Genomic DNA, 12,100 nt, shown 5'->3' on the forward strand with positions numbered 1-12,100 from the left:
GCCCGCGTCCAGAACGCTGCGGCGGTCTCCTTCGTCTCGTCGGGCAGGATTTCGGTGTAGGCCAGCCTGCTGTGGTCGTCGACGGCGTTGTGCAGGTAGCTGTAGCCGAGGTTGGCGCGGTTGCTGAGCGTGCGGGGCCGGGCGGGGTCGCGGTGGGCGTAGCTGTTGCGTCCGCCGGCCGCGCGGCCGAGAACTTTGTGGCCGCCGCCGTCGGGGATGTTGCCCAGCTTCTTGATGTCCACGTGCACCAGGTCACCGGGTGCGGGGTGTTCGTAGCGGCGGATCGGGCGGCCGGTGGCCCGGTCCAGGTGGGCCAGCCGGGCCAGCCGGTAGCGGGTCAGGACCCGGTGGACCGTGGCGGGGTTGAGGCGGAGCAGGTAGGCGATGCGGGCCGGGCCCCACCGGCGCAGGACACGAACTTTGATGATCCGCCGTTCGGTGCGGGTGGGGGTCCGGTTCGGGCTGGTGGCAGGCCGGGACGAGCGGTCGGTCATGCCCGCTTCGCCGTAGTTGCGGTAGCGGCCGGCCCAGCGGGTGGCGGTGGTGACCGAGACCTGGAACCGCTCCGCGGCTCGCCGCAACGGCCAGCCCTCCTCGACGACGCAGCGGGCCAGGCGGAGTCTGCCGGTCGGGGTCAGGGGTGCGTTAGCGTGGGTCACGAGGGCCTCCAGGTCGCCGGTGCAGATGTCGCAATCCACACCGAACCCGGAGGCCCTCCCTCACACCAAGATCATCCGATCACGTGTCGCCCCGTACCCAACCTCCGTGGTCAATACAACTAGACCGCCAGCCGCGGGCTCAGCACGAACTCCGGGTCCACCTGCGAAACGAGGTCCGCGCCCGCCCAGGCGCGGGCGTTTCGCAGGTGGAACTCGACCGCTTGACGCTGGTAGCGCGCCCAGTCGCGCTGCTCCGCGTCGACCGCCGCGTGCATCGAACGCAACGTCGAGAGGTTGCGCGGCTCCAGCTCGGTGATCGGCCGGGCCGCGCCGCGCTCGGCCGCGCGTACGTGCCCTGAAGCCGACATCCAGCCCAGCAGCGCGCCGCCGACCTGCTCCTGCAGGAACTCGACGTCCTCCGCGTCCGTGACCTTGTTGCCGACCACCACCAGCCGCACGCCGAAATCGCGCGCGTAGTCCGCGTACTGGCGGTACACCCCCACGCTCCGGACCGTCGGCTCGCACACCAGGAACGTCACGTCGAACCGCGTGAACAACCCCGAAGCGAACGCGTCCGCCCCCGCCGTCATGTCCATCACGACGTATTCGCCGTCGACGTCCACCATGTGGTTCAGCAGCAGCTCCGCCGCCCCCACCTTCGAGTGGTAGCACTTGACGCCGAGGTCGTCCTCATCGAACTGCCCGGTGACGCCCAGCCGCACGCCGCCCAGCTGCCGGAAGCACGCCGAAAAGACCGGGTTGTCCTCGAACGGCCGGACCAGCCGCGAGCCGCGGCCCGGCGGGGTCGTCTTGATCATCGACGCCGCGTCGGGGATGCGCGGGTTGTCGCCGCGCAGGTAGTCCTTGATCAGCGTCATGTTGTCGCCGAGTGTCGGCCAGGCGAGCGCTTCCTCTTCGGTCGCGCCGAGCGCAACCGCGAGGTGCTGGTTGATGTCGGCGTCGATGGCGAGCACCGGCAGGCCGGCGTCGGCGAGGTACGCCACGAACAGCGACGACAGCGTGGTCTTGCCGCTGCCGCCCTTGCCGACGAACGCGATCTTCACGATATCCCCTCCTGGCAATGATGACGGTTTTCATTATGCTCCGGGCAACGTACACCCGACCGGCCCGCGCCCGATCGGGCGATCACCGGGTCCGGTGAGGGTTAGGGTTGGGGGGTGCCTCCCCTCGTGATCAGGACACACTCGGCGGGCGGGGACTTCGGCCCCCTGCGTGCCGAGTTTTCGCTGCCGGAGTCGTTCGGGCCCGAGGTGCTGGCCGAGGCGGAGGCGGCGGTCCTCGACCCCCTGGCCAGCGCCGGCCCCCGCGAGGACGCGACCGACCTGCCGTTCGTCACCATCGACCCGCCCGGATCCAAGGACCTCGACCAGGCGATGGTGGTCGAGAAGACCGCGCACGGCTTCCGCGTGCACTACGCGATCGCCGACCTCGCCGCGTTCGTCCCGCCCGGCGGCGCGCTCGACCGGGAGTCGCGCCTGCGCGGGCAGACGCTGTACCTGCCCGACGGGAACGTCCCGCTGCACCCGCCGGTGCTGTCCGAAGGCGCGGCGAGCCTGCTGCCCGGCGAGGTCCGGCCCGCGGTGCTCTGGACCATCGAGACCGACGACGCGGGCGAGCCGACCGCGACCCGGGTGCGCCGCGCGCTGGTCCGGTCCACCGAGCAGTTCGACTACGAGACGGTGCAGGCCGCGCTCGACGCCGGGCACCCGCACCCGTCGGTGGCGGCGCTGCCCGAGCTGGGACGGCGGCGGCGCGAACTGGCCGTCCGCCGCGGCGCGGTCGAGCTGCAGCTGCCGGAGCAGGAGATCAGCGGCGACCCGGACGGCGGCTGGGTGCTCGCCCGCCGTCCGCGCACGGCCGTCGACGCCTGGAACGCCGAGATCTCGCTGCTCACCGGGATGGCCGCGGCGCGGATCATGATCGACGCGGGGATCGGCGTCCTGCGCACGCTGCCCGACCCGGAGCCCGAGGCCGTCGACTGGCTGCGCCGCTCGGCCGACGCCCTGGGCATCGCGTGGGCGCCGGAGACGACCGTTTCGGAGTTCCTGTCCAAGTTGGACCCGGGGCAGCCGGCGTCGATGGCGCTCTACGCCGACACGACACGGCTTCTGCGCGGCGCCGGCTACACAGCGTTCGACGGCGAGCTGCCCGCCCTGACCACGCACGCGGGCATCGGTGGCGCGTACGCGCACGTCACGGCCCCGATCCGGCGGCTGGTCGACCGGTTCGCCACGGAGATCTGCCTCGCCGTCTCGGCCGGCCGCGAGGTCCCGGAGTGGGTGCGGGCGGCGCTGGCGGACGTCCCGGAGCGGATGAGCGCGTCGGACACCCTCGCCGCGAAGGTCGAGCGCGCCTGCATCGACCAGGTGGAGGCGTGGGTGCTGGCCGAGCACGTCGGCGGCGAGTTCAGCGCGGTGGTGCTGCGCGCGGACGAGAACAAGGCGGAGATCCTGGTCGAGGACCCGACGGTGATGGCGAAGTGCGCGGGGGAGAAGCTGACCGCGGGGGAGCGGATCGGGGTCCGGCTGACCTCGGTCGACGTCGAGAAGCGGAAGGTGTCGTTCGAGCGGGCATGACTTACCTCGTCGACGATCTCGGGGAGCCGGTGCCGCTCGAAGGGCCGGCGGGCCGGGTGGTGTCGCTGGTCCCGTCGCTCACCGAGGCGGTCGAGGTGAGCGCGCCCGGACGCCTCGTGGGCGCGACGGACTACTGCACGCATCCGTCCACTCTGGACGTTCCGCGCGTGGGCGGGTCGAAGTACCCGAAACTCGACCGGGTGCTGGACCTGGCGCCGGACCTCGTGCTGGCGAACTCGGAGGAGAACCGCCAGGAGGACGTGGAACGCCTGCGCGCCAACGGAATCCCGGTCTGGGTGATGGCCGCGGCGGCGACCGTGCCCGCCGCGCTGGGCTCGCTGCGGCGGATCCTGACCCAGGCGTACGAGCTGGACGAGCCGGAGTGGCTGGTCGAGGCGGAGGAAGTCTGGCGCGAGGTCCGGCCGGTCCGGTTCCACGCGGTGGTCCCGGTGTGGCGCAAGCCGTGGATAGTCCTGGGCCGCGACACCTTCGCGGGCGACGTCCTGCGCCGCGTCGGCGTGGCGAACGTGTACGCGAACTCGGAGGAGCGTTACCCCCGCCCGGATGTGGAGGAGCTGCGGGCGCACCTGAGCGCGGACGCGGACCTGCTGGTGCTGCCGGACGAGCCGTACCTGTTCACCGAGGAGGACGGCCCGGACCACTTCCCGGACGCGCGGTACGTCCTGGTGTCGGGCCGTCATCTCACCTGGTACGGGCCCTCGCTGGTCGAGGCGCACGCCGCGCTGACGGACGCGCTGGACTAGTCCTGGGCCTTGTCGCCTCGGACGCGGTCCGGCCGGGTGCGGACCCGGCCGCGTCCTGCGCGTATGTTCTGCCCGCGAAGCCGAGAGGGAGCGAAGCCATGACGGAGTGGTTCGGGGTGCGGTGCGTCTTCCGGTGGACCGAAGCCGTCGAACCGTCGTACGAGGAACGGGTCACGGTATGGCACGCGGTCGACGTCGACTCGGCGCTGGCGCTGGCCGAGACGGAAGCGCGGGAGTACGCGAAGGAAATGGGGGCGACTTACGTGGGGCTCGCACAGGCCTATGCCACGGGGAACGAGGAGCTGGTGTCCGGCAGCGAGGTGTTTTCGCTGCTGCGTGACAGCGCGTTGCCGCCGGAAGAGTACGTGGACCGGTTCTTCGACACCGGCGACGAACACCAGGGCACGGCCTGACCCCGGCCGAGGCGCCGCCACACCGCCGGAACCCGTGCCGTGCTCACGGACGCGCGCCGTCGGGAGCGTCCCACCGAAGCACCGGCGTCGCAGGCTCTAGTCCTCAGGAGTGAGTCGCGGAATCGCTCTCACCGGCGATCCGCCGCGGGGCGCGGAAAACCATGATCGAAGGCACCACCACAGCACTCCGAGGAGCCTTCACGATGATCAAGCTCGTTGCCGCGGCCCTGCTCGCCGCCACTCTCGCGGGCACCGCCACGCCGGCGTCGGCCGCCACTCCCCTCCACGCCTGCGTCGCGCCGAAACCTCTGGACACCGCCGCCCTCGAGCAGGCGATCGCGGGCCTGCCGAACGACGACGTGACCGCCGCGCTGGTCCGCGCGACCGGCCCGGACGGGTGCTGGACCGGCACCGCGGGCGTCGCCGACCGCCGCACCGGGACGCCGGTGAACCCGGACGCGCGGTTCCGGATCGGCAGCGTCACCAAGGTGTTCACCGCCGTCGTCGTGCTGCAGCTGGTCGCCGAACACCGGATCGCCTTGGACGGCACAGTGCAGGAGTACCTGCCGGGCCTGCTGCCGGACGGCTATCCCGCGGTGACCGTCCGGCAGCTGCTGGACCACACCAGCGGCCTGCCGAGTCCCGTCCTCGAAGACGACAGCATCGAATACGTGGTGGCACACCGGTTCGACCGCTGGACGCCGGAGCAGTACGTCGCGGCGGCCTTCGCCCAGGGGACGAAGGAGTTCGAGCCCGGCACGGCGCAGCACTACCGCAACATCGGGTACATCGTCGCCGGGATGCTCGTCGAGAAGGTCACCGGACGCAGCTACGAAAGCCAGGTCCGGGACCGGATCGTGCGCCCGCTGCAGCTGACCGGGACCACCGCGCCCGGGCACGACCCCGCGCTCCACGGCCCGTACGTGCACGGCTACCAGATCATGACCGACGGCTCCGTCCAGGACGTGACGCGCTGGGACCAGTCGTTCGGGTGGGCCTCCAGCAGCATCGTCTCGACGACCCGGGACCTGGACGTCTTCACCGAGGCGCTGCTGGGCGGACGGCTGCTGCCGCCTTCGGTCCAGCCGGAGCTGTTCGCCGTGCCGCCGGTCAAGGACGTTTCCGGGAAGCCCGCGAGCTTCGGGGCCGGCCTGCAGCGCTTCGTGCTGCCGGGAGTGGGCGAGGTCTGGGGCAAGAGCGGTGGCTGGTACGGCTACCTCGCGGGGATCGGCGGCACCCGCGACGGCCGGCGGCGGCTCGTCTACGGCCTGACCGCGAACGACGCCAAGAACGGCGACAACCCGACCCCGGTCACGCAGCGGATCGTCGCCGCCGGGATGACGCTGGCCGCGCGCGGATGACCGGGTGGGCGCCGGGGATCGGGGAGCGGGCAGGATCGCGTCCTGTGTCCGCCTTCCCGGTGCTCGAACCCTTGAGCCGTCGCCTGCGCGCGCTGCCCGCCGCGGGTGTCGACGCGGCGCTGGCCGTGGGCGTGGCGGTCGCCGGGGTGTGGCCGTTCTTCTCCCGGACGAACCCGGCCGGCGGGTCGTGGCACCCGTGGGGGGTGGCCGTGGTGCTGGCGGCGGCGGGCGCGGTGGGGGTGCGGCGGCGGTTCCCGCTCGGGGTGCTGCTCGCGGGCCTGATCGGCGCGTGGGCCTACGACCTCGCCGGGAACGTCCCCGCCCAGCCGGTCTGGTACGGCGTTCTGATCGCGCTCTACACCGTCGCCGTGCGGTCGGCGCCGTGGACGCGGATCGCCGCCCTGGTCCTCACGGTCGGCGGGAGCCTGCTGACGGCGTCGTCGGAAACCGCGCTGCGCAGCGGGATCCTCTTCGTCGCGGCTTACGCGATCGGCCGGGCCGCGGTGACGGCGCGGGAGCGGGCCGAAGGGCTGGAGCGCGAGCGGCTCGCCGAAGCCGTCCGGGCCGCGGAACGCGAACGCGCCCGGATCGCCCGCGACATGCACGACATCCTGTCGCACGCGGTCAGCCTCATGGTCGTGCAGGCGGAAGCGGGCCCGGTCGCGCTGCCCGGCGACCCGGCCCGCGCCGAGGCGGCGTTCGACGCGATCGCGGCGTCGGGGCGGGACGCGATGGCCCAGCTGCGCAGGATGCTCGCGGTGCTCAAGACCGACGACCGCTCGCACGACCCGCAACCGACGCTCGCCGACCTGCCGCGGCTGGTGTCGGGCGCGTCCGGAGCGGGGACGGACATCGCTTTCTCGGTCTCCGGCGAGCCGGGCGAGCTCACGCCGGACGCCGAAGTCGCCGCGTACCGCATCACGCAGGAAGCGCTCACCAACATCGTCAAGCACGCGGACGCCCGGCACGCCGGCGTCCGCCTCGACTGGCAGGACGGCACCTTGACCCTCGAGATCACCGACGACGGCCGCGGGACGGCCGGGCCCGGCACCGGCGGGCACGGCCTGATCGGCATCCGCGAACGCGCCACCGCGTGCGGCGCCGAGGTGACGGCCGGGCCGCGGCCGGACGGCCCGGGTTTCCGCGTGCGCGTGCGGTTCGGGGCGCGGGCATGACCGTGCGGGTGGTCGTCGCGGACGACCAGGACCTGGTCCGGGCCGGCTTCGCGATGATCCTCGGCGCCCAGCCGGACATCGACGTCGTCGCGGAGGCGGGCGACGGCGCCGAGGCGGTCGAGGCGGTCCGCGCGCACCGGCCGGACGTGCTGCTGCTCGACATCCGGATGCCGCGCATGGACGGCATCGAGGCGGCGAAGATCGTCTGCGCCGAGACGGCGTGCCAGGTGCTCATGCTGACGACGTTCGACCTGGACGAGTACGTCTTCGAAGCGCTGCGGGCCGGCGCGAGCGGGTTCCTGCTCAAGGACGTCCGCCGCGACGACCTCGTCCAGGCGGTCCGCGCGGTCGCGGCGGGGGACGCGCTGCTGGCGCCGTCGGTGACGCGCAAGCTGATCGCGCGGTACACGGCCCGCCCGGCCCTGCCGCCCTCCCCGGCACGGCTGGCGGAGCTGACCACCCGGGAACGGCAGACGCTGACCATGATCGCCCGCGGGCTGTCGAACGCGGAGATCGCCGCCGAGCTGGTGGTCAGCGAGCACACGGTGAAGACCCACGTGAGCAACCTGCTGAGCAAGCTCGGGCTGCGAGACCGGGTCCAGGCGGTGATCGTCGCCTACGAAACCGGCCTCGCCGTCCCGGGCGGAGCTTGAAGCGTCCGGCGAACAGGGCCGCCGGACGCGGCGAAGTCCATTACAGCGTCAGACCGGTGAGCACCGTTACCCGCTCCTCGGTGAAGTCCGCCATCGCCGCCGCCGGGCCTTCGCGGCCCACTCCCGAGTCCTTGACCCCGCCGTACGGCATCTGGTCCGCGCGGAAGCTGGGCACGTCCCCGACGATCACCCCGCCCACCTTCAACGCGGCCGACACCTCGAACGCCGTCGGGACGTCCCGGGTGAACACGCCCGCCTGCAGTCCGAAGCGGGATGTGTTGATGCGCGAAACGCCCTCGGCCACCGACGACACCCGGACCAGGGAAACCACCGGCCCGAACACCTCCTCGGCCATCACCGGCGCGTCCTCCGGCACGTCCGCCAGCACTGTCGGCTCCACCGTGGCCCCCGACCGCGCTCCGCCGGTCAGCAGGCGGCCACCGGAAGCGACCGCCGACGAGATCCACGACGAAACCCGGGTGGCGGCGTCGAGGTTGATCAGCGGGCCCACGTCGACACCGTCGGCCCGCGGGTCGCCGGTGCGCAAAGCCCGGACCTCCGCGACCACCTTCTCGGCCAAGACGTCGTACACAGACGAGTGCGCGTACACCCGCTGCACCGAAATGCACGACTGCCCCGCCTGGTACATCGCGAACGTCGCGATCCGCTGCGCCGCGAAGTCCAGGTCCGGCCAGTCGGGGCAGACCAGGACCGCGCCGTTGCCGCCGAGCTCCAGCGCCACGTGCTTGCGCGGCACGCGGTCGCGGATCGCCCAGCCCACCGGGACCGAACCCGTGAACGACACCACCGGCAGCCTCGGGTCCTCGACCAGCCGGGACGACGTCTCGTTGTCCACCGGCAGGATCGACCACGACCCGGCCGGGAGATCCGTCGAAGCCAGGATCTCGCCGAGCAGCAACGCCGTCAGCGGCGTCGCCGGCGCGGGCTTGAGCACGATCGGCGCGCCCACCGCGATCGCCGGGGCCACCTTGTGCGCCACCAGGTTCAGCGGGAAGTTGAACGGCGTGATGCCCAGCACCGGCCCGCGCGGCACGCGCCGGACCAGCGCCAGCCGGCCGGTGCCGCCCGGGTCCGTGTCGAGGCGCTGCAGCTCGCCGGAGAAACGGCGGGCTTCCTCGGCGGCCCAGCGGAACGTCGACACCGCGCGTCCCACCTCGCCGCGTGCCCACTTCACCGGCTTGCCCGACTCGGCCGTGATCAACGCCGCGATCTCTTCGGACCGTTCGCCCAAGGAACGGGACACGTGGTCCAACGCCCCGGCGCGGACGTGCGCGGGCAGCGTCGCGAACTCGTCGGCGACGTCCGCCGCGGCCTGCACCGCCGCTTCCACGTCCGAGGCCGAGGGCACGAAATGGGAGCCCGCGGAAGAACCGTCGTAGGAGTGGCGGACGACCGCCGTCGAGTCGTTGGTCACCGGTTTTCCGGCGACCCAGAACGGGAAAGTCATGCGCGGGCCTCCGTACGGACAGCGTGCTCGAGAACCGAAAGGCCCTCGTCGAGCAGGTCGTTGGACAGCGACAACGGCGGCAGCAGCCGGACGACGTTGCCGTAGGTACCGCAGGTCAGCACGACCACCCCGGCCCGGTGACACGCGGCCGCGACGCGCTTGGTCAGGTCGGCGTCGGGCTCCGAAGTGCCGGGGCGGACGAACTCCGCGGCCAGCATCGCGCCGCGCCCGCGGACGTCGCCGATCACGCCGGTTTCCGAAGCCAGCGCCCGCAGCCGCGGCAGGACCACGCCTTCGATGCGCTTGGCCGACGCGGCGAGGTCCTCGTTCTTCATCGTCTCGATCGAGCCGAGCGCCGCCGCGCAGGCGATCGGGTTGCCGCCGTACGTGCCGCCCAGGCCGCCCGGCGGGACCGCGTCGAGCAGCTCCGCGCGGCCGGTGACGGCCGACAGCGGCAGGCCGCCCGCGATGCCCTTGGCCGTCGCGATCAGGTCCGGCACCACGTCCTCGTCGGTGGAGGCGAACCACGAACCGGTGCGGCAGAAGCCCGTCTGGACCTCGTCGGCGACGTACACGACGCCGTTTTCGCGGCACCAGGCCGCGATGGCGGGCAGGAAGCCGCGCGCGGGTTCGATGAAGCCGCCTTCGCCCTGGATCGGCTCCAGGACCACCGCGGCCACCTGGTCGCCGCCGATCTGCTTCTCGATCCGGTCGATCGCCAGCGCGGCCGCCTCCGGGCCGGACAGGCCGTCACGGAAGGGGTACGAACCCGGCACGCGGTAGATCTCGGGGGCGAAGGGGCCGAAGCCGTGCTTGTAGGGCACCGACTTCGCGGTCATGCCCATCGTGAGGTTGGTGCGGCCGTGGTAGGCGTGGTCGAACACGACGACGGCCTGGCGCCCGGTCGCCGTCCGCGCGATCTTCACGGCGTTCTCGACCGCTTCGGCGCCGGAGTTGAACAGCACCGACTTCTTCGCGTGGTCGCCCGGCGTCAGCTCGGCCAGTGCCTCGCAGACCTCGACGTACCCCTCGTACGGCGTGACCATGAAACAGGTGTGGGTGAACCAGCACGCCTGCTTGCGGACGCGGTCGACGACGGCCGGCGCGGAGTGGCCGACGTTGGTCACCGCGATGCCGGAGCCGAAGTCGATCAGGACGTTGCCGTCGGCGTCGGTGAGCAGGCCGCCGCTGGCGGAGGTGACGTAGACGGGCAGCACCGAGCTGACCCCGGCGGCGACGGCGCCGGCGCGGCGTTGCTGCAGCTCGCGCGAGACGGGACCGGGGATCTCGGTGCGCAGCGTGCGCTGCCGGGGCGCCGGCGCCTGCGGCTCGGCGGTGGTGCTTGCGGTCACGGCGTGCTCCTGGGGAGAGTCGGTGGACGTCCTCAGGATGAGCGGTTACCGGACGGTCGTCAGGTGGCCGTTCTGGCCAATTCGACGCGTAGAATTGGCCGTTATGGCACTCACGCTGCGAGCCTTGGCCGACGACCGCCCGCTCGGGCTGCGGGTGCTGACCGGCGAAGACGTCCTGGACCGGCCGATCGGCTGGGTCCACCCGACGGAGCTGACCGACCCGCAGGCCTTTCTCGAGGGCGGCGAACTGCTGCTCACCACCGGCCTGGCCCTGGACGAGGAGACGGCACCGGCCTACGTGCGCCGTCTCGTCGACGCCGGAGTCGCGGGGCTCGGCTTCGGTGTCGGGCTGAGCCATGAGGAGGTGCCCGGCGCGCTCGTCGAGACGGCGGCGTCGGTGGGGTTGCCGGTGCTGGAGGTGCCGCGGAAGACGCCGTTCATCGCGATCACCCGCGCGGTGTCGCGGGCGGTGGCGGCCGACGAGTACGCGACGACGGTCCGGATCGGCCGCGCCCAGCAGGAGCTGACCCGCACGGCGGTCGGCAAGGGCGGCCCGGCCGGAGTGGTGCGGAAGCTGGCGAAGCTGGTCGACGGCTGGGTGCTGCTCCTCGACTCCGCGGGCGTGGAGGGTGCCGGCCCCGCGATGTCCTACGCCGACGAAGTGCGCGAAGAGCTGAAGCAGCTTCGCTCCGGTACGCGGGTCTTCGAGTTAGACGGGCACGAAGTCGTGCTGCAGACCCTGCCCACCCGGGTGCGGCGGGCGCTCGCGGTCGGCACGGCCGAGCCGCTCGATACCGCCGGGCGGCACGTGGTGAACACCGCGGTCGCGCTGCTTTCCCTGGCACTGGAACAGGATTCGAAGCTCACCCACGCCTGGCGGTTCCTGCGGACCGGTCTGGTCGACCTGCTGGCGGCAGGGCAGTACGAGCTGGCATTCGGGGTGATGACCACGGTGTGGGGTGATCCGCCGGAGCCGCCGTGGGCGGTGGTGGCGCTGGTCGGCGGGCCCGCGCAGCGGCGCCGGGTGGGCGATGCGCTGGAGGGGGACAACTCGCTCTTCTTCGCCGAGTCGGGTTCGGCGGTCCTCGTGGTCGGCCGGTCGGGTGGCGACGTACTGGATCGCGCGCTGGCCGCGGCGGCGACCGTGGGGCCGATGTACGCGGGCCTGGCCGATCCGGTGCCGCTCGAAAACTTCGCGGCCGGAGCGGAGCAAGCCGATCTCGCGGCCCGCGCGGCGGAAGCCGAAGGCAAGCCGTTGGTCACCTACGCCGAGCACTCGGCCCGCGGTCTGCTCTCCCTCATCGATCCGGTGGTGGCCCGCATCTACGGCGAGAACCTGCTGGCCCCGCTGCGCCGCCACGACGAGTCCGGCCGCGGCGACCTGGTCGAGTCCCTGCGCTGCTGGCTGGAGCACCACGGCCACTGGGACGTTGCCGCCGCGCGCCTCGGGGTCCACCGGCACACGCTGCGGAACCGGATCACCAAGGCGCAGGAGCTGCTGGGCCGCGACCTGGACTCACCGGGCGTCCGCGCGGAGCTTTGGGTGGCGCTGCAGGCCTGACCAAAGCGCCCCAATGTGGCGTTGGTTGCGTCCAACGCACCCAATGTGGCGTTGGGGGGGGGGAGAGCACCCAAACGCCCCAAGGGGGGGGAGGGAG

At 72.6% G+C, this 12,100-nt stretch carries 11 protein-coding genes; 7 read left to right on the plus strand and 4 right to left on the minus strand.

Translation table 11 applies throughout. The features are described 5' to 3' along the window. Both AB0G28_RS47895 and AB0G28_RS47900 read right to left on the minus strand, forming a co-directional pair. Positions 1-659, minus strand: a 659-nt coding sequence (locus AB0G28_RS47895; protein WP_361105874.1) for an IS481 family transposase, incomplete at its 3' end; no start/stop codon positions are given. A 119-nt stretch (positions 660-778) separates the two neighbouring features. Then, on the minus strand, positions 779-1,723 hold the full coding sequence (locus tag AB0G28_RS47900) for an ATP-binding protein (protein ID WP_361105877.1): 945 nt from the start codon (positions 1,721-1,723) through the stop codon (positions 779-781). Positions 1,724-1,849: 126 nt separating this feature from the next. Here AB0G28_RS47900 and AB0G28_RS47905 point away from each other — a divergent pair, with 126 nt between their 5' ends. From AB0G28_RS47905 to AB0G28_RS47930, 6 genes are all read left to right on the plus strand, one after another. Beyond that, positions 1,850-3,256, plus strand: a complete 1,407-nt coding sequence (locus AB0G28_RS47905) for an RNB domain-containing ribonuclease (RefSeq protein ID WP_361105880.1) — start codon at positions 1,850-1,852, stop codon at positions 3,254-3,256. Beyond that, complete coding sequence (locus tag AB0G28_RS47910; protein ID WP_361105883.1) at positions 3,253-4,020, plus strand: helical backbone metal receptor; 768 nt, start codon at positions 3,253-3,255, stop codon at positions 4,018-4,020. Before AB0G28_RS47905 ends, AB0G28_RS47910 begins: the two co-directional genes overlap by 4 nt. Before the next feature lie 98 nt (positions 4,021-4,118). After that, the gene (locus AB0G28_RS47915) at positions 4,119-4,433 is read left to right on the plus strand and encodes a hypothetical protein (RefSeq protein WP_361105886.1); all 315 of its coding nucleotides are present in this window, start codon (positions 4,119-4,121) and stop codon (positions 4,431-4,433) included. A 203-nt stretch (positions 4,434-4,636) separates the two neighbouring features. Further along, positions 4,637-5,794 (plus strand): serine hydrolase, encoded by a 1,158-nt coding sequence (locus AB0G28_RS47920; protein ID WP_361105889.1) that lies wholly within the window; start codon positions 4,637-4,639, stop codon positions 5,792-5,794. Positions 5,795-5,838: 44 nt separating this feature from the next. Further along, a complete protein-coding gene (locus tag AB0G28_RS47925; RefSeq protein ID WP_361105892.1) occupies positions 5,839-6,969 on the plus strand; it encodes a sensor histidine kinase in 1,131 nt (376 codons plus the stop codon). Next, a complete protein-coding gene (locus AB0G28_RS47930) occupies positions 6,966-7,622 on the plus strand; it encodes a response regulator transcription factor (RefSeq protein ID WP_361105894.1) in 657 nt (218 codons plus the stop codon). Before AB0G28_RS47925 ends, AB0G28_RS47930 begins: the two co-directional genes overlap by 4 nt. 40 nt (positions 7,623-7,662) lie before the next feature. On the opposite strand, the gene AB0G28_RS47935 is transcribed toward AB0G28_RS47930, so the two are convergent. Beyond that, on the minus strand, positions 7,663-9,090 hold the full coding sequence (locus AB0G28_RS47935) for an aldehyde dehydrogenase family protein (RefSeq protein WP_361105897.1): 1,428 nt from the start codon (positions 9,088-9,090) through the stop codon (positions 7,663-7,665). Then, a complete protein-coding gene (gene gabT / locus AB0G28_RS47940; RefSeq protein WP_361105900.1) occupies positions 9,087-10,442 on the minus strand; it encodes a 4-aminobutyrate--2-oxoglutarate transaminase in 1,356 nt (451 codons plus the stop codon). Before gabT ends, AB0G28_RS47935 begins: the two co-directional genes overlap by 4 nt. A 103-nt stretch (positions 10,443-10,545) precedes the next feature. Here gabT and AB0G28_RS47945 point away from each other — a divergent pair, with 103 nt between their 5' ends. Further along, positions 10,546-12,003 (plus strand): PucR family transcriptional regulator, encoded by a 1,458-nt coding sequence (locus AB0G28_RS47945; protein WP_361105903.1) that lies wholly within the window; start codon positions 10,546-10,548, stop codon positions 12,001-12,003. Positions 12,004-12,100 lie beyond the last annotated feature (97 nt).

Origin of the sequence: Amycolatopsis sp. NPDC021455, from assembly GCF_040640995.1 — a bacterium.
In the GTDB taxonomy this organism is placed as follows: Bacteria; Actinomycetota; Actinomycetes; order Mycobacteriales; family Pseudonocardiaceae; genus Amycolatopsis.